This window comes from Cellulosimicrobium funkei (assembly GCF_001019615.1).
GTDB classification, from domain to species: domain Bacteria; phylum Actinomycetota; class Actinomycetes; order Actinomycetales; family Cellulomonadaceae; genus Cellulosimicrobium; species Cellulosimicrobium cellulans_E.
Window position 1 is genome coordinate 1 of record NZ_JNBQ01000049.1, and the last position, 21800, is coordinate 21800.

At 75.5% G+C, this 21800-nt stretch carries 19 protein-coding genes and 1 pseudogene; 5 read left to right on the forward strand and 15 right to left on the reverse strand.

The genetic code is table 11. The features are described 5' to 3' along the window. Window positions 1–493: DJ-1/PfpI family protein (locus FB00_RS19330; protein WP_197088864.1), on the reverse strand; the 493-nt coding region annotated here is incomplete at its 3' end. Between the two features lie 70 nt (window positions 494–563). On the opposite strand from FB00_RS19330, the gene FB00_RS19335 reads away from it, so the two are divergent. Further along, the gene (locus tag FB00_RS19335; RefSeq protein WP_082141528.1) at window positions 564–1409 is read left to right on the forward strand and encodes an MBL fold metallo-hydrolase; all 846 of its coding nucleotides are present in this window, start codon (window positions 564–566) and stop codon (window positions 1407–1409) included. A 45-nt stretch (window positions 1410–1454) separates the two neighbouring features. Here FB00_RS19335 and FB00_RS19340 read toward each other — a convergent pair whose 3' ends face one another. Further along, the gene (locus FB00_RS19340) at window positions 1455–2363 is read right to left on the reverse strand and encodes a pseudouridine synthase (protein WP_047234556.1); all 909 of its coding nucleotides are present in this window, start codon (window positions 2361–2363) and stop codon (window positions 1455–1457) included. Between the two features lie 30 nt (window positions 2364–2393). Then, window positions 2394–4139, reverse strand: coding sequence for a bifunctional ADP-dependent NAD(P)H-hydrate dehydratase/NAD(P)H-hydrate epimerase (locus tag FB00_RS19345; protein ID WP_047234557.1), 1746 nt, complete (start codon window positions 4137–4139; stop codon window positions 2394–2396). Window positions 4140–4249: 110 nt separating this feature from the next. On the opposite strand from FB00_RS19345, the gene FB00_RS19350 reads away from it, so the two are divergent. After that, complete coding sequence (locus FB00_RS19350; protein ID WP_047234558.1) at window positions 4250–5299, forward strand: TIGR03560 family F420-dependent LLM class oxidoreductase; 1050 nt, start codon at window positions 4250–4252, stop codon at window positions 5297–5299. An 82-nt stretch (window positions 5300–5381) separates the two neighbouring features. On the opposite strand, the gene FB00_RS19355 is transcribed toward FB00_RS19350, so the two are convergent. After that, complete coding sequence (locus FB00_RS19355; protein WP_047234559.1) at window positions 5382–5732, reverse strand: holo-ACP synthase; 351 nt, start codon at window positions 5730–5732, stop codon at window positions 5382–5384. A gap of 124 nt (window positions 5733–5856) precedes the next feature. Next, window positions 5857–7734, reverse strand: a complete 1878-nt coding sequence (glmS, locus tag FB00_RS19360; protein WP_047234560.1) for a glutamine--fructose-6-phosphate transaminase (isomerizing) — start codon at window positions 7732–7734, stop codon at window positions 5857–5859. Between the two features lie 126 nt (window positions 7735–7860). Between glmS and FB00_RS19365 the strand changes: the two genes are divergently transcribed. Then, window positions 7861–8769, forward strand: a complete 909-nt coding sequence (locus tag FB00_RS19365) for a DUF72 domain-containing protein (protein ID WP_047234570.1) — start codon at window positions 7861–7863, stop codon at window positions 8767–8769. Between the two features lie 143 nt (window positions 8770–8912). Next, window positions 8913–9902 (forward strand): type I pantothenate kinase, encoded by a 990-nt coding sequence (gene coaA, locus FB00_RS19370; protein ID WP_144425440.1) that lies wholly within the window; start codon window positions 8913–8915, stop codon window positions 9900–9902. 61 nt (window positions 9903–9963) lie between these two features. Here coaA and FB00_RS19375 read toward each other — a convergent pair whose 3' ends face one another. From FB00_RS19375 to FB00_RS19415, 9 genes are all read right to left on the reverse strand, one after another. Continuing rightward, the gene (locus tag FB00_RS19375; RefSeq protein ID WP_082141529.1) at window positions 9964–10830 is read right to left on the reverse strand and encodes a DedA family protein; all 867 of its coding nucleotides are present in this window, start codon (window positions 10828–10830) and stop codon (window positions 9964–9966) included. Between the two features lie 257 nt (window positions 10831–11087). Continuing rightward, window positions 11088–13634 carry an ATP-dependent helicase HrpB gene (gene hrpB, locus FB00_RS19380; protein ID WP_047234561.1) on the reverse strand — a complete coding sequence of 849 codons (2547 nt, stop codon included), beginning with the start codon at window positions 13632–13634 and terminating at the stop codon, window positions 11088–11090. Window positions 13635–13697: 63 nt separating this feature from the next. After that, window positions 13698–14333, reverse strand: a complete 636-nt coding sequence (locus FB00_RS19385; protein WP_156532888.1) for a peptide deformylase — start codon at window positions 14331–14333, stop codon at window positions 13698–13700. Next, entirely contained in the window at window positions 14330–15691 is a 1362-nt protein-coding gene (glmM, locus tag FB00_RS19390) for a phosphoglucosamine mutase (protein WP_047234562.1), read from the reverse strand. The genes FB00_RS19385 and glmM overlap by 4 nt, the downstream gene beginning before the upstream one ends. Before the next feature lie 146 nt (window positions 15692–15837). Next, window positions 15838–16326, reverse strand: coding sequence for a 30S ribosomal protein S9 (rpsI, locus tag FB00_RS19395; protein WP_047234563.1), 489 nt, complete (start codon window positions 16324–16326; stop codon window positions 15838–15840). 45 nt (window positions 16327–16371) lie between these two features. Then, entirely contained in the window at window positions 16372–16815 is a 444-nt protein-coding gene (gene rplM / locus FB00_RS19400; RefSeq protein WP_047234564.1) for a 50S ribosomal protein L13, read from the reverse strand. A gap of 170 nt (window positions 16816–16985) precedes the next feature. Next, on the reverse strand, window positions 16986–17930 hold the full coding sequence (locus FB00_RS19405; RefSeq protein WP_082141530.1) for a rhodanese-related sulfurtransferase: 945 nt from the start codon (window positions 17928–17930) through the stop codon (window positions 16986–16988). Window positions 17931–17976: 46 nt separating this feature from the next. Next, window positions 17977–19671 carry an ABC-F family ATP-binding cassette domain-containing protein gene (locus tag FB00_RS19410; protein WP_047234565.1) on the reverse strand — a complete coding sequence of 565 codons (1695 nt, stop codon included), beginning with the start codon at window positions 19669–19671 and terminating at the stop codon, window positions 17977–17979. 109 nt (window positions 19672–19780) lie between these two features. Next, window positions 19781–20359 (reverse strand): DUF937 domain-containing protein, encoded by a 579-nt coding sequence (locus FB00_RS19415; RefSeq protein WP_047234566.1) that lies wholly within the window; start codon window positions 20357–20359, stop codon window positions 19781–19783. A gap of 139 nt (window positions 20360–20498) precedes the next feature. Here FB00_RS19415 and FB00_RS19420 point away from each other — a divergent pair, with 139 nt between their 5' ends. Continuing rightward, a complete protein-coding gene (locus FB00_RS19420) occupies window positions 20499–20900 on the forward strand; it encodes a DUF5709 domain-containing protein (protein ID WP_047234567.1) in 402 nt (133 codons plus the stop codon). A 19-nt stretch (window positions 20901–20919) separates the two neighbouring features. Here FB00_RS19420 and truA read toward each other — a convergent pair. Further along, a pseudogene (gene truA / locus FB00_RS19425) lies at window positions 20920–21799 on the reverse strand (tRNA pseudouridine(38-40) synthase TruA). Window position 21800 lies beyond the last annotated feature (1 nt).

Below are 21800 nucleotides of genomic sequence, written 5' to 3' on the forward strand. Positions count from 1 at the left end.
CCGGGTGGTCCTGGGCGAGCCGCTCGGCCGCGCGCCAGTGCGTCGCGACCTCGCGCCCGTCCGCCACGCCGCTCGCCGCCACGAGGAACGCGCCCAGGCACAGCCCCACGACGCGGGCGCCGCGCGCGTGCGCGGCCCTCACCGCGGCCAGGAGCGCTGGCGGCGGCTCGACGTCGGGGTGCCAGCTCGGCAGCACGACGGTCGCCGCGTCCTCGATCGCCTCGAGCCCGTGGTCGACGTGGAGCGCGAAGCCTGCCGACGTCGCGAGGCGACCGGGCGTCGGCGCGCACACCACGACGTCGTACGCGGGTCCCGCGCCCCCGGTGAGCGCGTCGGAGCCGAGGACGAGGCTGGGGACGGCCAGGTGGAACGGGCTGATGCCGTCGAACGCCACGACCGCGACGCGCTCGGGTCGTCCGGAGGGTTCGCGGGCGGGCACGCGGTCCCGCAGGGGCTCCACGACGCCCGCGACGGGAGCTGCCACGACGGTCATGGCCTGATCCTACCGATCATCGTCCTGCGGGCCACTGTCGCGTCCCGGTCCCGCGCGCGAGGCTCGACCCATGACCACCGCACCGCACCCCGTCCCCCGGCCCGACGAGACCGCGCTCACGACGCCCGACGACGGCGGGCTCACGCTGCTCCACGTCGGCGGCCCGGCGCTCCTGCTCCGCCTCGGCGGGCTGACGATCGCCTCCGACCCCGGGTTCGACGCGCCCCGCGACTACCCGCGCCCGGGCGGCGGCACGAGCACGCGCCTGCGCGGCCCGGCCGTCGCCCCCGACGCGCTCGGCCCGCTCGACGTCGCGCTCGTCTCGCACGACCAGCACGTCGACAACCTCGACCTCAGCGGGCGGGCGCTCCTGCCCGACGTCCCGCGCGTCCTCACGACCCCCGCGGGCGCGGCGCGGCTCGCGCCCGACGTCCCCGGCGTCGTCGGGCTCGCCCCCTGGGAAGCGACCGTGCTGCGCCGGCCCGACGGCGGCGCGCTGCGCGTGACCGGCGTCCCCGCGCGGCACGGCCCGGAGGGAGCGGAGCGCGTGCTCGGCGACGTCACGGGGTTCGTCCTCGACGGCGACGGGCTCCCCCGCGTCTACCTGTCCGGCGACAACGCCGCCCCGGAGCTGGTCGCGGAGATCCCCGACCGCGTCGGGCCCGTCGACGTCGCGATCGTCCACGCCGGCGCCGCGCGCGTCCCCGCGATCCTCGACGGCGCGGCGCTCACGCTCGACGGCGCGGGAGCGGCCGAGGTCGCGCGGCTCCTGCGGCCGCGCGTCGTCGTCCCCGTGCACGCCGAGGGGTGGGCGCACTTCAGCGAGTCGGTCGCCGACGTCGAGCGAGCGTTCGCGGCCGCCGGGCTGTCCGACGTCCTGCGTGTCCCGACGCCGGGCGTCGCGCTCCACCTGTGACGAGTCCGCCCGGCGGGCGCACCGGGCCGGGTCACCGGGGCCCGCTCACCAGGCGCCGAGCGTCCGGTCCGTCTCGAAGCGGCGCTCGCGACCCGTGAGCGGGTCGACGAACGCGAGCGAGCGCGACACGAGCTGGAGCGGCCGGGAGTAGTCCTCCGGCGCGACGTCGTACGGCTCGGGGTAGAAGTTGTCGTGCACGATCGGCACCCCGAGGCGCGCCATGTGCAGCCGCAGCTGGTGCGTCTTGCCGCTGTGCGGCTCCAGCCGGTACCGCGCGAGACCGCGCGCCGGGTCGGCCTCGATCACGTCGACGCGGCTCTCCGCGTTGGGCTCGCCGTCGACCTCCTCGGCGCGCATGACGCCGCGCCGCTTGACGATGCGGCTGCGCACGGTCGCCGGCAGCTCCAGCGCCGGGTCCCACGGCGCCACCGCCTCGTACGTCTTGCGCACCTCGCGCCGCGCGAAGAGCTCCTGGTACGCGCCCCGCACCTGCGGGCGCAGCGTGAGGAGCAGGACGCCGGCCGTCACGCGGTCGAGGCGGTGCGCGGGGCTGAGGTCGGGCAGGTCGAGGTCGCGCCGCAGCCGCACGAGCACCGAGCGCGCCACGTACGACCCGCGCGGGATCGTCGCGAGGAAGTGCGGCTTGTCGACGACGAGCAGGTCCCGGTCGCGGTGCAGCACGCGGACCTCGAACGGCACGTCGGGCTCCACCGGCGGGTCCCGGTAGAGGAACACGAAGCCGCGCGGCTCGTACGGGGTGGTCGCGTCGACCGGCCGGCCGCGCCCGTCGACCACCTCGCCCGCCGCGACCTTCTCCGCCAGGCGCGCGGCGTCGTCCGGGAAGCGGTGGCGCACGTAGTCGAGCGTGCGCGTGTACCGCGCGACGCTGTCGGCGTCGTGCGGCAGCACGAGGCGCGTCGGGTTGAGGCCGTCGCGCACGGGGAGGGGGACCACGCCTCCACGGTACCGGCGTGGGTCCCGCGCTCAGCGCGCCGCGAGCAGCTCGGCGACGACGGCACGGACCGCCTCGGCGACGTCCAGCGCCGCGACCGGGCCGCCCGGGTTCGCCCGCTCCGCCGCGAGGCCGTGCACGACGGCGGCCGCGGCAGCGAGCTCTGCGGCCAGCCCCGGCTCTCGGACGACCCGCTCGGCGTGCACCGCCAGCACCGTGCCGAGGATCCCGGCGAGCACGTCCCCCGCCCCCGCCGTCGCGAGCCAGGCCGGCGCGTCCGCCTGGGACCACGCGCCCTCCGGCCCGACGACGACGGTCGCCGACCCCTTGAGCAGCACCGTCGCCCCGGTGGCCTCGTGCGCGCGCCGCGCCCACCGCAGCGGCTCGGCCTCCACGTCGGCGCGCGTCACGTCGTCGCCGCGCGACCGCAGCACCGTCGCGAGCTCCCCCGCGTGCGGGGTGAGGACGACCGACGGCGGGCAGCGGTCGGGCAGCAGGGACAGCGCCCCGGCGTCGACCACCACGGGCACCCGCTCCCCCACGACGTCCGCGGCGAGCTCGCCCGTCGCGGCCGCGAGCGCGTACCGGACCCGCTCGTGCTGCCCGCCGTCGTCCACGGGGTCGTCGTCCGGTCCGGGGACGGGCGGCACGCCGGGTCCGAGCACCCAGGACTGCACGCGGCCCACGGCGGGCACCACCTCCGGCCGGGCCGCGAGCACCGCGCGCGTGACGTCGTCGGGCCCGCGGTAGCGGACCATGCCCGGGCCGGTGCGGACAGCGGCGTCCACGACGAGCACCGCCGCGCCCGGGAAGGTCGGCGTGCCCGCGACGACGCCGACGACGCCGCGCGTGTACTTGTGGTCGGTCGGCCCCGGCGCGACCCACCGCGCCGCGACGTCCGCACGCTCGAGGCGCCGCACGACGGGCCGCGGCGCGGCGCCGTCCTCGGCCAGGGCGCCCAGGCGCAGCCCGACGTCCACGACCGCGCCGTGCCCGGCGAGGTGCGTCGCGGGCGGCAGGAGGAGACCGGGCTTGGCCGCACCGAACGTCACCGTGCGGTCGGCCCGCAGCACCGGTCCGGGGACCGTGCCGTCGTCGACGCCGACCCCGCTCGGCGTGTCGACCCCGACGACCCAGGGGCGCCCGCGCGCCCCGGACCCGGGCCCGGGAGAACGCCCGCCGTCGTCCCCGGGCACGCCGTCGCCGCCGGGCTCCCCGCCCGCGTGCGCGTCGCCGTCGAGCACCGCGGAGACGTGTCGCACGAGGTCCGCCGCGACGCCGCGGAGCGGTCCACGGGCGCCGATGCCGACGAGGCCGTCCAGCACGACGTCGGCGCGCGCGACCTGCGCGGCGACCCGGCCGGCGACGTGCGGGTCCAGGTGGTCGTGCGGCCGGTCGGCGCGCGTCGTGTCGTCGGGACTGCCGACGAGCACCTCGACGGACCCGCCCGCGTCCCGGAGCGCCGCGAGCCCGCCCGCGTGCGCGTGCTCGCCGGTGAGGACGGCCAGCACCTCGACGCCCCGCCGCGCGAGGTACGCGCCCGCGTGGAGGGTGTCCCCGCCGTTGTTGCCCGACCCCACGAGCAGGACCGCCCGGGCGCCCGTCACGCGCCCGTCCCGGCGCCCGCCGTCGGGCAGGGCGACCGAGCGCCGTCGCGCGAGGTCCCGCGCGACGATCGTCGCGAGCGCGAACGACGCTCGCTCCATGAGCGGGACTCCCGCCGCGAGCAGGGGCTCCTCGGCGGCACGCACGTCGGCCGCGGACCAGGCTTCGATCATGACCTCATCCTGCCGACCCCGTGCCCCGGTCGCCTGCGCGGACGGCCGCAGGGTGAGACGGCGGACGGCGCAGGGCGGGCGTCCGCGCGGCCCCGCATAGGGTGACGACCATGCGATTCGGACTCTTCATCCCCCAGGGCTGGCGCTACGACCTCGTCGACGTCGCGCCCGAGGACCACTGGAAGACCATGCTCTCCCTCCTGCACTACGCCGACAACGCCGCGGCGGGCGAGCCCCTGCCGGGCGGCGAGTTCGCGTGGGACGGCGTGTGGGTCTACGACCACTTCCACACCACACCGACCCCGAGCACCGAGGCGACGCACGAGGCGTGGACGCTCATGGCCGCGTTCGCGGCGGCGTCGCAGCGCGTGCGCCTCGGCCAGATGTGCACGTGCATGGCGTACCGGGACCCGACGTACCTGGCGAAGGTCGCCGCGACCGTCGACCACGTCTCCGGCGGCCGGCTCGAGATGGGCATCGGCGCGGGCTGGTACGAGCACGAGTGGCGCGCGTACGGGTACGGGTTCCCGAGCGCGGGCGAGCGCCTCCGCGCGCTCGACGAGGGCGTCGAGATCATGGCGCGCATGTGGCGCACCGGGTCGTCGGGCACGTTCGAGGGCCAGCGCTACCAGGTGGACGGCGCGCTCTGCTACCCGCAGCCCCTCCAGCGGGTCGTCGTGGACGGCGAGGGCGCGAAGCCGAGCATCCCCCTGTGGATCGCCGGCGGCGGCGAGAAGAAGACGCTGCGCATCGCGGCGCAGCACGCCCAGTACACGAACTTCGACGGCTCGCCCGAGGGCTTCGCCCACAAGTCCGCGGTGCTCGAGCAGCACTGCCGCGACCTCGGCCGCGACTTCGGCGAGATCACGCGCTCGGCCAACTACAACGTCGTCATCGGCGAGACCGAGCAGGACGTCGCGGACCGGCTGGACCGGATCGAGGAGCACGCGCGGCGCTGGTTCCCGGAGAAGGCGGACGACAACGTCGCGTCGTGGCGGGGCGGCCCGCTCGTCGGGACGCCGGAGCAGATCGTCGAGACGCTCACGGGTCTGCGCGACCAGGGCCTCGGCTACGCGATCGGCTACTTCCCGTTCGCCGCGACGGACCGCGACCAGCTCGAGCTCTTCCAGCGCCAGGTCATCCCCGCCCTCCAGTCCTGACCGCCGCACCGTGTGGGCGTGAGAAGGGCCCGGTTCTCGGCCGAGAACCGGGCCCTTCTCATACCCACAGCGCGGCGGGCGGTCAGCCCTCCGCGACGACCATGGCCGAGGCGATGCCGGCGTCGTGGGAGATGCTCAGGTGCCAGGCGGTGATGCCGAGCGCGTCCGCGCGCGCCGCGACCGTGCCCGTGATCTCGACCTCCGGCGGGCCACCGACGACGCGGTGCACCGTCGCGTCGTGCCAGCGCATGCCCGCGGGAGCCCCGAGAGCCTTGGCGATGGCCTCCTTGGCGGCGAACCGCGCGGCGAGCGACGCGGGGGGCAGGTCGCGCTCGGCGTCCGTGAACAGCTTCTCCCGGAGCCGGGGCGTCCGCTCGAGGGTCTCCATGAACCGCGCGACGTCCACGACGTCGATCCCCACGCCCTTGATCATGCGCCCACCCTACGGCCGACGGCGACCAGGCCGTCGGCCCTCCACGAGCAGGTGGTCCTGGCTCGTCCGGGAGACCGGACGAACCAGGACCACCTGATCGGGCGTCCGACGGTGCGGCGGAGGGCTACTCGACCGTGACCGACTTCGCGAGGTTGCGCGGCTGGTCGACGTCGAGGCCCTTGGCCGTCGCGAGAGCCATCGCGAAGATCTGGAGCGGCACGACGGCCAGCAGCGGCGAGAGCAGCGTCGGCGACTCGGGGACCCAGAAGATCTCGTCCGCGTAGGGGCGCACGGCGTCGTCCCCGTCCTCCGCGATGACGAGCGTCCGCGCCCCACGGGCCCGGATCTCCTGGATGTTCGAGATGACCTTCGAGTGCAGGCCCTCGCGACCCTTGGGCGACGGCACGACGACGAACACCGGCTGGCCCTCGTCGATGAGCGCGATCGGCCCGTGCTTGAGCTCGCCCGCCGCGAAGCCCTCGGCGTGGATGTACGCGAGCTCCTTGAGCTTGAGCGCGCCCTCGAGCGCGACGGGGAACCCGACGTGCCGGCCGAGGAACAGGACCGACGTCGCGTCCTTCATCGACCGGGCGGTCGCGCGCACGTACTCACCGCGCTCGATCACCGTCTGGATCTTGCGCGGCATGTCGCGCAGGTCCTCGAGGATCGCCGAGATCTCGTCGGGGAACTTGTTCCCGCGCAGCTGCGCGAGGTAGAGGCCCAGGAGGTACGCCGCGGTGATCTGCGACAGGAACGCCTTGGTCGAGGCGACCGCGATCTCCGGCCCGGCGTGCGTGTAGAGCACGGCGTCGGACTCGCGCGGGATGGTCGAGCCGTGCGTGTTGACGATCGAGATGACCTTGGCGCCCTGCTCGCGCGCGTGGCGCACGGCCATGAGCGTGTCCATCGTCTCGCCGGACTGCGTCACGGCCACGACGAGCGTCTTCTCGTCGACGATCGGGTCGCGGTAGCGGAACTCGTGCGCGAGCTCGACCTCGACCGGGATGCGGCACCAGTGCTCGATCGCGTACTTCGCGACGTGGCCCGAGTACGCGGCGGTCCCGCACGCCACGACGATGATCTTGTCGACCGACCGCAGCACGGCCTCGTCGATGCGCAGGTCGTCGAGCACGAGCTTGCCCGAGGAATCCGTCCGGCCGAGCAGCGTGTCCGCGACGGCGTGCGGCTGGTCGTGGATCTCCTTGTCCATGAAGGACGAGAAGCCGCCCTTCTCCGCGGCGGCCGCGTCCCAGTCGACCGTGTAGCGCTTGGCCTCGGCCGGGTTCCCGTCGAAGTCGGTCACCTCGACCGACGTCGGCGTGATCGTGACGATCTGGTCCTGCCCGAGCTCGAGCGCCTCCTTGGTGTGGGAGATGAACGCCGCGACGTCCGAGCCGAGGAAGTTCTCGCCCTCCCCGATCCCGACGACGAGCGGCGAGTCGTGCCGCGCGCCCACGACCGTGTCGGGCGAGTCGGCGTGGACGGCCAGGAGCGTGAACGTGCCCTCGAGGCGGCGGGCGACCTGCCCCATCGCGAGCGTGAGGTCCTTGGTCTCGCGGTAGGCGCGGGCCAGGAGCTGCGCCGCGACCTCGGTGTCCGTCTCCGACCGGAACCGCACACCCTCGGCGAGCAGCTCGGACTTGAGCGTCGCGAAGTTCTCGACGATCCCGTTGTGGATGACCGCGAGGCGGTCGTCGTCCGCGAGGTGCGGGTGGGCGTTGGTGTCCGTCGGGCCGCCGTGCGTCGCCCACCGCGTGTGACCGATCGACGCGGTCGCCGCGGGGAGCGGGTGCAGGTCGATCTCCTCGACGAGGTTCGCGAGCTTGCCCGACTTCTTGGCGAACGCGACAGCGTCGATCCCGGGCGCGACGAGCGCGACCCCGGCCGAGTCGTAGCCGCGGTACTCGAGCCTGCCGAGTCCTTCGAGAGCGACGTCGAGGGGTCGCCCCGAGGCCTCTCCGACCATGGTTCCAGGGCCTACGTAGCCCACGATTCCGCACATGGTGATCGAGTCTAGCCACGGACGTGCGCCACTCCGGAGCCGCCCGATCCCGCGGTTTTTCGTGAGGTCCGCTGCCAAAGTCGTCCCCGCGGGCGAACGGCGCCCGTGCCGGTGAGGGTGGACCTCGTGCCCACCGTTCGCATCGGTCTCTCAGGATGGCGGTACGCCGACTGGCGCGGCCCGTTCTACCCGCCCGGCCTCCCCCAGCGTCGTGAGCTCGAGCACGTCGCTTCCGTGTTCCCCGCGGTCGAGCTCAACGGGTCGTTCTACTCGCTGCAACGTCCGTCGTCGTTCGTCGCGTGGCGCGAGCAGACGCCCGAAGGGTTCACGTTCGCGGTCAAGGGGCCGCGGTTCGTCACCCACATGAAGCGGCTGCGGGACGTGCGCACGCCCCTCGCCAACTTCTTCGCGAGCGGCGTCCTCGCCCTCGGCGACCGCCTCGGGCCCGTGCTGTGGCAGCTCCCGGCGCGCACGACCTTCGACGCCGCGCTGCTCGACGAGTTCCTCGCCCTCCTGCCCCGGACGACGGCCGAGGCCGCCCGGCTCGCGGGCGACCACGACGACCGCCTGCGCGCACCCGCCTGGACCGACGTGGATGCCGACCGTCCGCTGGTCCACGCGCTCGAGCCGCGTCACGAGTCGTTCGCGAGCGCCGAGGCGCTCGACCTGCTGCGACGGCACCGGGTGGCCTTCGCGATCTCGGACGGTGCGGGCCACTGGCCGCTCGTGGAGGCGGTCACGAGCGACCTCGTGTACGTGCGGCTCCACGGCGACGAGGAGCTGTACACGAGCGGCTACCGGCCACGCGTCCTCGACGCGTGGGCCGAGCGCGTCCGGACCTGGTGCGAGGCCGGTCACGACGTCGAGGTCTACCTCGACAACGACGTCCACGCGCACGCCCCGGCCGACGCGCTCGCCCTCATGACACGGCTGCCCGACCTCGCGCTCGCCGGCCCGGGCCCCGCCGTCGAGCCCGCGCCGCGCCGGCGTCGCGCGGCGCGCCCGGAGCGCGGGGCGGGGACCGCTCCACGCTGAGCACCGCCCCGGCACGTTCGCAGGGACGGACGGGTCCGGAGGCGCGTCCGAGGCCGACCCGCCGTGCCGCGCCGGCGCGGCCGGAAACGGTCCCGAAGGCCCTCGTGCACCGGCACCGCCGCGGATCCGGCAGAATCGGGCGGGTGTCCTTCCCCGTCGACGACCCGTCCGACCTCCTGCCGGCCCATCTCGCGGCACCGTCGTCCTCGCCGTACGTCGACCTCGACCGCGCGGTGTGGAGCCGCCTGTCGGAGTCGACGCCGCTCCCCCTGACGGACGACGACGTCACCCGGCTGCGCGGCCTGGGCGACCCCATCGACCTCGCGGAGGTCGACGCCGTCTACCGCCCGCTGTCGCGCCTGCTCAACCTCTACGTGACCGCGACGTCGGGGCTCCACGAGGCGACGTCGACGTTCCTCCGGGAGGAGACGGGCAACACGCCGTACGTCATCGGCGTCGCGGGGTCGGTCGCGGTGGGCAAGTCCACGACCGCACGCGTCCTGCGCGAGATGCTGGCCCGCTGGCCCGAGACGCCGCGCGTGGAGCTCATCACGACCGACGGCTTCCTCTACCCGAACGCGGAGCTGGCCCGCCGCGGCCTCATGGACCGCAAGGGCTTCCCCGAGTCCTACGACCGCCGCGCGCTCATCCGGTTCCTGTCCAAGGTCAAGGCGGGCCACGCCGAGGTGAAGGCGCCCGTCTACGACCACCTCACGTACGACATCGTGCCCGGGGCGGAGGCGGTCGTGCGCAAGCCCGACGTGCTCGTCGTCGAGGGGCTGAACGTCCTCCAGCCGGCCCGGCCGAGCGCGCACGACGAGTCCACGGTCGCGGTCTCCGACTTCTTCGACTTCTCGATCTACGTCGACGCCCGTACGCGCAACATCCGGCAGTGGTACGTCGACCGGTTCCTCGCCCTGCGCCGCACGGCGTTCGCCCGGCCCGAGTCGTACTTCCGCCGCTACGCCGACCTCACGGACGAGCAGGCGGTCGAGAAGGCGAAGTCGATCTGGGACGCGATCAACGCCCCGAACCTCGAGCAGAACATCCTGCCGACGCGCGGCCGCGCGACGCTCGTCCTCACCAAGGGGTCGGACCACTCCGTCCAGCGCGTGCGGCTGCGCAAGCTCTGAGCCCGCGCGACGTCGTGGCGCGCGAGGCCCGTCACCGGGTCCCGTCCCGCGGCGGCTCGGCTCAGCCGCGGGGTGCCGCGCCCGGAGTGCGCGGCGCGCCCGGCCCGCCCGTGCTCCCCGACGGCGTCGCCCCCGGCGCCCCGGACGACACGCCCTCGTCGGTGCCGGTCACCTCGGTGCTCGTCACCTCCGTGCCGGTCACCTCCGTGCCGGCCACCGGCGTGCCGTTCGCGTCCGCGCTCGTGCCCCGCGGGGCCGGGTCGCCGGTCGTCGGCGCCGCGGGCACGGGGACCACCACCGGGAGCTCGCCCCGGTGCCGTGCGCGCATCATGAGCACGCGGTCGATGACGAAGCCGGTGGCCACCCCGAGGACGACGCCGACGACCATCGCGAGGAGCGGCTCGTGGCCCAACCACTGGGCGGCGACGAGCCCGATGAGGACCGAGTACACCGCCCACGTGACGGCCGCGATCCCGGAGAACGCCATGAAGCGGCGGCGCGGGTAGCCCACGGCGCCGGCCGTCATGTTCACCGCGACGCGGCCGACGGGGATGTAGCGTGCGGCGAGGATGAACGACGCCCCGCGGTGCGCGAGGGCTCGCTCCGCCCAGGCCACGGCCTTGCGGCCCCGCGGCGAGCGCAGGAACCGGACGCGGTCGGTGCCGATGGCGCGGCCGATCGAGAACGCGATCTGGTCGCCCGTCCACGCGCCCGCCGCGGCGACCAGGAGCACGAGCAGCAGGTTCGGCTCGCCGGTCGCGTGGGCGGACACCGCGAGCGTGATGACGACGGACTCGCTCGGGATGGGCGGGAAGAACCCGTCGATCGTCGCGAAGCCGAACAGCGCGGGGTAGATCCACGCGGACGCCGCGAGGGCGAGAATCCAGGTCTCCAGATTCTCCAGGAAGGTCGACACGGCGTCGGGCAACGGCGTCCTCGTTCGTCGGCTGGCGGGGAGGCCAGGCTGGCGGCGGCGGCAGGTCGGGCGTCCTGCGCCACGACAAGCCTACGGAGCGCGACGACGTCGACCATCAGGGAAACCCCCGGTTCGCCCCTGAGGATTCCCGCCCGGCAGCGCCGCGCCCGGTGACGAGTCTTCCGTGCCGCGGCCGACGACGCGTCATCCCGACGAACGACTTCTCGCGACGAGAGCGTACGTCGTGAGGACCAGGGCCCTCCGCCGGCTCAGGCGTCGCGCCGGCGCGGGCGCGGCGTCCCCCGCAGCGGCTGGGCGGTGCCCGGGTCCTGCGGCCACGCGTGCTTGGGGTAGCGGCCCCTCAGCTCGGCGCGCACCTGCGGATAGCCCTGCACCCAGAACGAGGCCAGGTCGGCCGTGACCGCGGCCGGGCGACCCGCCGGGGAGAGCAGGTGCAGCAGCACGGGCACGCGCCCGTCCGCGACGCGCGGCGTGCTCGCCCAGCCGAACGTCTCCTGGAGCCGGACCGCGAGCACCGGCTGGTCCTGGTCGTAGGCCACCGCGACACGGGACCCGCTCGGGACCTCGAGCCGCTCGGGCGCGAGCGCGTCGAGGCGCGCCGCCTCCGGCCACGGCAGCAGACGGCGCAGCGCACCCCCGAGGTCCGGACGCTTCCCCCGGGCGACGGCGGGGACGTCGGGGCCCAGCCAGGCGTCCAGGCGGTCCAGGAGCGCCTCGTCGCCGACGTCGGGCCACGGGTCGCCCAGGACGCGGTGCAGGAACCGCAGGCGGTCGCGCAGCCGGCGCGCGCCGTCGGACCACGGGAGGCCGTCGAGACCGTCCCGGCGCAGCCCGTCACGCACCGCCGCCGCCAGGAGGTCCGCGGGCGGGTCGCGCCACGGCTCGCGCGCGAGCTCGATCGCGCCGAGGGAGGTCACCCGGGCGGCGCGCACGCGCCCGCCCGACCACTCGGCGATACCGGTCGACCGCAGCTCGGGCGCCGCGGCGGCCCGCGCCGTCGCCTCGTCGACGGGCGCGGCGGACCGCACGACGGCGTCCGCCCGGCCCGCCGCGCGGTCCACGTCCGCCACCGCGAGCCACGGCGCGCCCTGCAAGGGCGAACCCGGCGGCAGCCGTGCGCCGGCTCCCGAGACCAGGAGGTACGTCTCGCCGCCCGGCCGCAGGCGGGCCAACCGGTCGGGGTGCGCGAGCGCGACGACGTGCCCGACGGCGGCGTCGTCGGCCGGCCTGCCCCGTGCGGCCGGGCGCGATCCCGTGGCGGCGGCGTCCTCGGCCGAGGCGGCCCGCGCCACCCCCTCGAGCCGGTCGCGCTGCGCGGCCCACGCGCCGGAACCCGGACCCCCGCGGCGCAGCGCACGCAGCGCGGCCGGCAGGTCGGCCCCCGGCACGCGCACGTCCTCCGAGAGCAGCGCCACGACCTCCGCGGCGAGCCCCGCCCCCACCTCGGGGACGGCGTCGAGCAGCGCCCGCGCGCGCCGCGGGTCGGCGGGGACGGCGGCGATGCGGCGCCCGAGCGGCGTCACCCCGTCGGCCCCCACGGCCCCCAGGCCGTGCAGCACGTCACGCGCGGCGGCCCAGGCCGCCGGTGGCGGGGGGTCCAGCAGCGCGAGCCCCGCGCCGTCGGGGCTGCCCCAGCACGCGAGCTCGAGCGCGAACCCGGTGAGGTCGGCCGTGCGGATCTCCGGCTCCGGGTGCCACGCGAGCCGTGCGTGGTCGCCCTCCGACCAGCACCGGTACACCGCCCCCGGGCCCTCGCGCCCGGCACGGCCGGCGCGCTGCTCGGCGCCCGCGCGGCTGACGGCCACGGTCACGAGGCCGGGCAGTCCCCGCCGCACGTCCGTGCGCGGCTCGCGCGCGAGGCCGGCGTCCACGACGACCCGCACGCCCGGGACGGTGAGGGACGACTCCGCGACCGCCGTCGAGACCACCACCCGGCGCCGGGGCCCGCGCTCGAGCGCCCGGTCCTGCTCGCGCAGGGGCAGGCGGCCGTGCAGCGGGCGCACGTCCACGTCGGACAGCCCGCGTGCCAGCAGGCCCGCGACGGTGTCCACCTCGCGCGCGCCGGGGACGAACACGAGGACGTCGCCCGTCCGCTCGCGCAGCGCGCGGTGCGTCGTCGCGACGACGTGGTCGAGCAGCGCGGGCGCGGTGCCCCGCGCGTCGGTGCGCGGACCGCGCCCGGGGCACCAGACGACGTCGACCGGGTGGAGCCCGCCCTCGACCTCGACGACCGGCACCGACCGTGATCCCGTGGCGAGCGCCCGGGCGGTCCGCCCGGCCTCGACCGTCGCGGACATCGCGACGAGCGCGAGGTCGTCGCGCAGGTTCTCGCGCACGTCCGCCAGGAGCGCGAGCGCGAGGTCGTCGTCGAGGTGACGCTCGTGCACCTCGTCGAGCACGACGCCGTCCACGCCCGGCAGCTCGGGGTCGCGCTGGAGCCGGCGGACGAGCGTGCCCGTCGTGACGACCTCGACCCGGGTGCGGCGCGACGTGCGCGACTCGCCCCGCACGGTGTAGCCGACCGTGCCTCCGAGGTCCTCGCCGAGCAGCGTCGCGAGCCGCCGGGCCGCCGCCCGGGCCGCGAGCCGCCGGGGCTGCGTCACGACGACGCGCCGGTCCGGGGCGCCCCCCAGAGCGACGGCGAGGGCCGGCGGCACGAGGGTCGTCTTGCCCGTGCCGGGCGGTGCCTGCACGACGACGGCGCCCGCCGCCCGCACCGCGGCGACCACCTCGGGGAGGTGGGGCCCCACCGGCAGGTCGGGCGGCGCGGCGAGGAGTCGGCTGAGCGGGTCCACCCCCGTAGTCTCCCGCGCCGACGCTCGCTCCCGTGCCGCGCCGCTCAGGACCGCGTGGCCCGGTCAGCCCGCCTCGCGGGAGGCGCCCGGGAGCCGCGCGACCCCGAGCGTGGACGAGAGGGTGCGCAGGTCGGCCCCGTCGACGTACAGCTCGCCGCGCAGGTGGTCGGTCTCGTGCTGGACGATCCGCGCCGCCCACCCGGTGAGCACGTCGTCGAACGGCTCGCCCGTCTCGTCCTGCCCGGTGAGACGCACCGAGCGGGCGCGCGTCCGCTCCGCCTGCCAGCCGTGCACGGACAGGCATCCCTCGAAGAACGTCCTGGTCTCGTCGCCGACGGCCTCGTACCGCGGGTTGACGAGCACCCGGAACGCGAGCGGCGGGCGCTCGCGCTCGTCGTCCGCGTCGGGGGCGCCCGGGTCCTCCACGACGGCGACCGCGAGGCCGATCCCGACCTGCGGCGCCGCGAGGCCCACCCCGGGCGCCGCGTGCATCGTCGCGCGCATCGCCTCGAGGAACCGTGGCAGCACGTCGCCGAGCTGCCCGGCGTACGGCACCGCCGGCGTGCGCAGCACGGGCTGACCCGCCTGCACGATCGGCAGGACGCCGTCGTCGTACGCGTCGAGGAGCGCGACGACGTGCTCGCGCAGCGTCTCGTCGACCCCCTGACGCACGCCGGTCGTCCGCCCCGTCGCGCTCACAGCGCGAGCCGGTCCCGCACGACGCCCGCGAGCCGGGCGGCGACGGCGTCGGCCTGCTGCTGCGTCGCGGCCTCGACCATGACGCGCACGAGCGGCTCGGTACCCGACGGCCGGAGCAGCACGCGACCCGTCTCGCCGAGGGTCCGCTCCGCGTCCGCGACGGCGGCGAGCAGCGTCTCGTCGCTCGACGCGCGCGCCTTGTCCACGCCGGAGACGTTGAGGAGCGTCTGCGGCAGGCGCTGCACGACGCTCGCCAGGTCGGCGAGCTTCTGGCCCGTCGCCCGGACGCGCGCCGCGAGCTGGAGGGCCGTGAGCACGCCGTCCCCCGTGGTCGCGTAGCGCGACAGCACGATGTGCCCCGACTGCTCGCCCCCGAGCCCGTACCCGTGGGCCCGCATCTCCTCGAGGACGTACCGGTCGCCGACCGCCGTCTGGACGGTCGTGATCCCGGCGTCGCGCATCGCGAGCAGGAGGCCCAGGTTGCTCATCACCGTCACGACGAGCGTGTCGTGCGGGAGCTCGCCCTCGTCCTTGAGCGCGAGCGCGAGGACGCCCATGATCTGGTCGCCGTCGACGACGGTGCCGCCGTGGTCGACCGCGATGCAGCGGTCGGCGTCGCCGTCGAACGCGACGCCGAAGTCCGCCTCGGACGCCACGACGACGGCCTGGAGCTGCTCCGGGTGGTTCGAGCCGCACGCGGCGTTGATGTTGCGGCCGTCGGGGCTCGCGTTGATGACGACGACGTCCGCGCCGGCCGCACGCAGCGCCGCGGGGCCGACGTCGCTCGCCGCGCCGTTCGCGCAGTCGACCGCGATGCGCAGGCCGGCGAGCGGCTTGTGGTCCTCGTCGGCGCCGATGCTCGCCATGAGGTGCTCGACGTACGCACCGCCCGCGCGACCACGGTCGGGCGAGATGCGTCCGACCGTGCCGTGCGTCGGGCGCTGCCACTCCTGCCCGAGCAGGCTCTCGATCCGGTCCTCGACCGCGTCGTCGAGCTTGACGCCCCCGCGCGCGAGGAACTTGATCCCGTTGTCCTGCATCGGGTTGTGCGAGGCCGAGATCACGACGCCGAAGTCGACGTCCATGGTGCTCGTCAGGTACGCGACGGCCGGGGTCGGCAGCACGCCCACGTCCTTCACGTCGACGCCCGCGCTCGCGAGCCCGGCGATGAGCGCCGCGCCCAGGAACTCGCCCGAGACCCGCGTGTCACGCCCCACCACCGCGCGCGGACGGTGCCCCTCCTCCTGCCCGCTCGCGAGCACGCGAGCCGCCGCGACGCCGAGGTCGAGCGCGAGCTCGCCCGTCACGTTGCCGTTCGCCAGCCCGCGCACCCCGTCGGTGCCGAAAAGCCGTCCCATGGAAAGTCCTTCCTCGACCGGCCGTACGTCGACCGTACGACCGCCTGCCCTGCCACGCCCTCGACGGGGCTTGGTCACCGTCCCTCACAAACGACGTCGGCCCCGGTGGACGAGGTCCACCGGGGCCGACGAGCGCACAGCGCGGATCAGCGCTTGGAGTACTGCGGTGCCTTACGGGCCTTCTTGAGACCGGCCTTCTTGCGCTCGACGACGCGGGCGTCGCGAGTGAGGAAGCCGGCCTTCTTCAGCGCGGGGCGGTTGTGCTCGGCGTCGATCGCGTTGAGCGCACGCGCGATGCCGAGGCGCAGCGCACCGGCCTGGCCGGAGGTGCCGCCGCCGCTGATGCGGGCGACGACGTCGAAGCGGCCCTCGACGTCGACCAGCTTCAGCGGGGAGTTCACGAGCTGCTGGTGAACCTTGTTCGGGAAGTAGTCCTCGAGCGAGCGCCCGTTGATCTTCCACTGCCCGGTCCCGGGGACGAGGCGCACGCGCGCCACGGCCTCCTTGCGGCGGCCCAGGGCCTGGCCGGGGGCGGTGATGCTCTGGCCACGGCCCGTGGGGGCAGCGGACTCAGAGGTGTAGGTGCTGGGCGTCTCGTCGCCCAGGGTGTCGGTGTCGACGGTGGTCTCGGCCACGGGTGGTGTCCTCGCGTCTCTCTGTGCGCTACGCCTGGGCGGCGATTACTGCGCGACCTGGGTGATCTCGAACGGCTTCGGCTGCTGCGCGGCGTGCGGGTGCTCGGCACCCGCGTAGACCTTGAGCTTGCCGAACTGGGCGCGACCGAGGGTGGTCTTGGGGAGCATGCCGCGCACGGCCCGCTCCACAGCACGCTCGGGGTGCTTGTCGAGCAGGTCGCCATAGGCGACGGCACGCAGACCACCCGGGTACCCGGAGTGGTTGTAGGCCATCTTCTGCTCGCGCTTGTTGCCGCTCAGGGCGACCTTGCCGGCGTTGATGACGATGACGAAGTCACCGCCGTCGACGTGCGGAGCGAAGGTCGGCTTGTGCTTGCCGCGCAGCAGGGTGGCCACGTGGGTGGCCAGGCGGCCCAGGACGACGTCGGTCGCGTCGATGACGTACCAGTCGCGCTGGACGTCGCCGGGCTTCGGGGTGTACGTACGCACGGTCGTAGCCTTCGTTTCTGTCTCAGAATGTCTTCTTCGGCCGCTGAAGCGTGCGGCCGAGAGGGCAGGTCGTTGCGCGGCGGGCTCGGTCGACACCCGCTCCTTGGCCGGCAGCGAGTGGGCGCGCTAGCGACACGGGCGTCGTGAGATGAGCACAACGACTCACCAGACTACCCGCGGGGCAGGCCACCGGTCAAAGCGGCGGACCTCGTGGACAGGCCGGTGGCCGGGCGCTCGACCACGCACGTCTCGCACCGCGTCGTGCGCGCGACGTGCACGCAGTCCGGGCAGTACAGGCGCAGCGTCCGGCAGCTCGGGTCGACGCAGTTCTCGTACTTCGCCGTCGCCGCCCCGCACCCCGTGCACGCGCCGAGCGGGGTCGACCCCGGGCCGAGGTCGACGTGCATGCGCTCGTCGAACACGTAGAGGGATCCCTCCCACAGCCCCTGCGACCCGAACGCCTCGCCGTACCGCACGACGCCGCCGTCGAGCTGGTAGACCTCCTCGAAGCCGCGGGCGGTCAGGAGCGCGGACAGCACCTCGCACCGCACGCCGCCGGTGCAGTAGGTGACGACCGGCCGCTGCTTGAGGTCGTCGTAGCGGCCCGAGTCGATCTCGGCGACGAAGTCGCGCGTCGTGGCGACGTCGGGCACCACCGCCCCGCGGAACCGTCCGATCTCCGCCTCGAACGCGTTCCGGCCGTCGAACATCACGACGTCGTCGCCCCGCTCGGCCACGAGGTCGTGCAGGGCCTGCGGGCTCAGCCGCGTGCCGCCTCCCACGACGCCGCTCTCGTCGACCACGACCTCGTCGGGGACGCCGAACGCCACGAGCTCGGGACGCACCTTCACGGACAGGCGCGGGAAGTCCCGGCCCGTGCCGTCGGACCACTTGACGTCGATGTCCGCGAAGCCGGGGTACTGCCGGGTCGTCTTCACGTACTGCTTGAGGTCCTCGACCGTCCCGCCCAGCGTCGCGTTGATCCCGTGCTCCGCGACGATCACGCGTCCCGTGAGGTTCCAGCGCTCCCCCAGCGCCCGCTGCCAGAGCTGCACCGCGCGCGGGTCGGGCAGCGGCGTGAAGGCGTAGAAGAGCACGATCTTGTGGACGGCCATGCCCACCAGGATAGGGACGGTGGTGCCCGCCCCCGGCACGCGGCGGCTAGCGCGCCCGCTGCACGCGCTCGACGTCCCAGACCGGCTCCGACGCCTCGACGACCTCGCCGTCGCCACGGAACACCAGGTAGCGGTCGAACCCGCGCGCGAACCACCGGTCGTGCGTCACGGCGAGCACCGTCCCCTGGAACGCGGCGAGACCGGCCTCGAGCGCCTCGGCCGAGTGCAGGTCGAGGTTGTCCGTCGGCTCGTCGAGCAGCAGGAGGGTCGCGCCGTCGAGCTCGAGCAGGAGGATCTGGAACCGCGCCTGCTGCCCGCCCGAGAGGGTCTCGAAGCGCTGCTCCGCCTGCCCGACGAGCTCGTAGCGGTCGAGCGCGCGGCTCGCGCCCTCGCGGCCCATGCCGGCCCGGTGCCCGTCACCGCGGTGGAGGATCTCCAGGAGGGTCCTCCCGCGCAGCTCCGGGTGGTCGTGGTTCTGGGCGAACCAGCCGGGCCGCACGCGCGAGCCGAGCACCGCGCGACCCGTGTGCGCCACCGGGTCGGGCCGGACGCCGTCGGAGGTCGCGGGGTCGGGCACCACCCCGGGCTCGGGGTCGCTCCCGCCCGCGGCGAGGAGCCGCAGGAAGTGCGACTTGCCCGACCCGTTGGAGCCCAGCACCGCGACGCGCTCGCCGAAGAACACCTCGAGGTCGAACGGCTTCATGAGCCCCGTGAGCTCGAGCGACCGGCACGTCACGGCACGCTTCGCCGTGCGCCCGCCCGCGAGACGCACGGTGACGCGCTGCTCGCGCGCGAGCACCTCCGGGGGGCCCGCCTCCTCGAACTTGCGCAGGCGCGTCTTCGCCGCCTGGTACCGGCTCGCGAGCCCGTCGTTGTAGGCGGCCTTCGTCTTGAGCGTCTGCACGAGCTCGCGCAGCTTGGCGTGCTCCTCGTCCCAGCGCCGCGCGAGCTCGGCGAGCCGTTCGCGCCGGTCGGCGCGCGCCTGCCCGTAGGTCGCGAACCCGCCGCCGTGCACCCAGACCGTCCCGCCGCCCGGCGTCGGCTCGAGCGTCGCCACCTGCGTCGCGGTGCGGGACAGCAGCTCGCGGTCGTGCGAGACGTAGAGGACCGTCTTGGGCGACGCGACGAGCCGCTCCTCGAGCCAGCGCTTGGTCGGCACGTCGAGGTGGTTGTCCGGCTCGTCGAGCAGCAGGACCTCCTCGGGCCCCCGGAGCAGCGCCGTGAGCGCCAGGCGCTTCTGCTCGCCGCCGGACAGCGTGCGCACGTCGCGCCACTGCGCCTTCTCGAACGGGACGGACAGGACCTCGTCGGTCACCTCGTCCCACGCCGCCTCGGCGTCGTAGCCCCCGACGTCGGCCCAGTCGACGAGCGCCTGGGCGTACCGGAGCTGGGCGGGCTCGTCGTCGACCGTCATGATGCCGTGCTCCGCCGCGGCGAGCTCGAGCGCCGCCTCCTTGACCGCGGCCGGCGCGAGCTCGACGAGCAGGTCGCGCACCGTGCGGTCGTCGTCGATGCGCCCCACGTCCTGCCGCATGACGCCGAGGCCCCCGCTGCGCACGACCGCCCCGCCGTGCGGCGCGACGTCGCCCGTGACGATGCGCAGCAGCGTCGACTTGCCGACGCCGTTCGGCCCGACGAGCGCGACCCTCGCGCCGTCCGCGACGCGCAGGCTCACGCCGTCGAGGAGCGTGCGCCCGTCGGGCAGGTGATACGTGACGTCGCTGAGGTCGAGGTGTCCCACGAGGCCATCGTCTCCCGGCCGGACCCGCCGGGTCACGCGGATTCCGCGCGCGCCCGCCCGCTCCGACGTCGACGCGCCCCGAGCGGGACGACCGTCGTCGACCCCGGTCTCAGCGCCGGCCGCCCCCGAGGAGGCCGCCCAGGCCGCCCAGCAGGTCCCCGAGGCCGCCCCCGGAGCCGCCGGAGCCGCCGGAGCCGCCGGAGCCGCCGCCCAGGAGACCGCCGAGCAGGTCGCCCAGTCCGCCGCCCGAGCCCTCCTGCGCCGCCGGGGCGGACCCCGCGCCGGAGTCCTTGCCCCCGAGCTGCTTCGCGAGGAACGCCAGCGCGATCGGCGCGAGCGCGGGCAGCACCTTCGACAGCAGGCCCTGCTGCGCGCCCGTCGAGTCGGCGAGCTGCGCGACGACGGCCTCCTCGTTCGACCCGAACACGTGGCGGACGATCTTCTCGCCGTCGGCCGTGTCCACGTCGTCGAGGTTCACGCCGCCCTCGACGAGCGACGGGTCGTGCTGCGTGAGGGCCTTGCCGAGCGACGCCGCGCCCGCAGGGTCCTGCGCGTTCGCCCGGAGCCCGCCCAGCAGGGCGGGGAGGGCCGCGCCCACGGCCTGCTGCGCCGTCGCCTCGTCGACGCCGAGCCGGCCGGCGAGCTGGTCGAGCGGGATGGTGGACAGGATGTCGTCGATGCCGGCCATGGTGGTCCTCGGTTCTCGGGCTCGTTCGCGGGGGTGGCCGCGTCGCACGCGACCCGTCCCACGGTATCGCCGGCGGCACGTCGGTGCAGGTCGGCGCGCAGATGCTGCGTCCGACCGCACGAGGTGCCACTGTGGACGCATGAGCGAAGACACCACCGGCACCAGCCCGGACCCGGAGACCGGCGCCGAGGGCGACAACGACCAGCTCCAGGCCGAGGACACGCTGCTCGACCGCGGCGTGGACGACGTCCTCGACGAGGGGTACTCCCCGCCCGACCGCCCCCGCACCAACCACTTCGGCGAGACGCCGTGGGAAGAGGTGCACGGCGAGACGCTCGACCAGCGCCTCGCCGAGGAGGAGCCCGAGGAGTGGGACCGGGACCCGCTCGACCGACCGGACGCGACCCGCTCGGGCCGCCTCGTGGCGGACCCCGACGCGCTGGACGGCCGCCAGAACGACACCTACGCGGACGACGAGGGCATCTCCGGGGGCGCCGCGGGCGCCGAGGAGGCCGCCGTGCACGTCGTCGAGGAGCCGTGACGGCGTAGTCCCGCGGTGGTCAGCCCGGGTCGCGCGACACGCCCTCGTCCCAGACGTCCTCCTCGTTCCGGACCGCGCGGATCCGGTCGGCCCGGGCGGCCAGCTCGGCGTCGGGCGGGTACGTGACCTCCTCGAGCACGAGCCCGTGGGCGGGGACGACGCCGGACCCCCGCGTCGCGACGGCGGCTCGCGAGGAGCTGCGCGGGCCAGTCGACCCCGCGTCGGCCCTCCCCCACGGCGAGCGACGCGCCGACGAGCGCGCGCACCATGTTGTGGCAGAACGCGTCCGCGCGGACGTGCGCGACGACGAGGCCCGCGTCGGGCCCGTCGACCGGCCGCGACCACGACAGGTGCTGGAGCTCGCGGATCGTCGTCGCCCCGGGCCGGGGCTTGCAGAACGCGGCGAAGTCGCGCACCCCGAGCAGCGGCCGCACGGCGGCGTCCATCGCGGCGACGTCGAGCGGGCGCCGGTTCCACAGGACCCACGCCCGCCGCAGCGGGTCGCGCCGCGTCGGGTCGTCCGCGACCCGGTACGTGTACGCGCGGTGCAGCGCGGAGAACCGCGCGTCGAAGCCCGCGGGCGCGGGCGCCGCGCGGTGGACGACGACGTCCCCCGGGAGCACCCCGCCGAGCCGCGCGACGAGTGCGTCGCCGGGGGCGCGGTCGGAGCGCCCGGGGAGGGCCGCCCACTGGTCAAGCGTGAGGTCGACGTGCGCGACCTGCCCGCGCGCGTGCACCCCCGCGTCCGTGCGCCCCGCGACGGTGAGGCGCGGCGCCGGGCCGCGCAGGAGCGTCGCCAGGCCGTCCTCGATCGCGCCCTGGACGGTGCGCAGCGCGGGCTGGCGGGCCCAGCCGGCGAACTCCGTTCCCTCGTAGGCGAGGTCGAGGCGGACGCGCACG

Coding starts and splice junctions, on each gene's coding strand:
- FB00_RS19335 (WP_082141528.1), top strand. CDS start 564: ATGACCACCGCACCGCACCCCGTCCCCCGGCCCGACGAGACCGCGCTC.
- FB00_RS19345 (WP_047234557.1), bottom strand. CDS start 4,139: ATGATCGAAGCCTGGTCCGCGGCCGACGTGCGTGCCGCCGAGGAGCCC.
- FB00_RS19350 (WP_047234558.1), top strand. CDS start 4,250: ATGCGATTCGGACTCTTCATCCCCCAGGGCTGGCGCTACGACCTCGTC.
- FB00_RS19355 (WP_047234559.1), bottom strand. CDS start 5,732: ATGATCAAGGGCGTGGGGATCGACGTCGTGGACGTCGCGCGGTTCATG.
- glmS (WP_047234560.1), bottom strand. CDS start 7,734: ATGTGCGGAATCGTGGGCTACGTAGGCCCTGGAACCATGGTCGGAGAG.
- glmM (WP_047234562.1), bottom strand. CDS start 15,691: ATGGGACGGCTTTTCGGCACCGACGGGGTGCGCGGGCTGGCGAACGGC.
- FB00_RS19405 (WP_082141530.1), bottom strand. CDS start 17,930: ATGGCCGTCCACAAGATCGTGCTCTTCTACGCCTTCACGCCGCTGCCC.
- FB00_RS19415 (WP_047234566.1), bottom strand. CDS start 20,359: ATGGCCGGCATCGACGACATCCTGTCCACCATCCCGCTCGACCAGCTC.
- FB00_RS19420 (WP_047234567.1), top strand. CDS start 20,499: ATGAGCGAAGACACCACCGGCACCAGCCCGGACCCGGAGACCGGCGCC.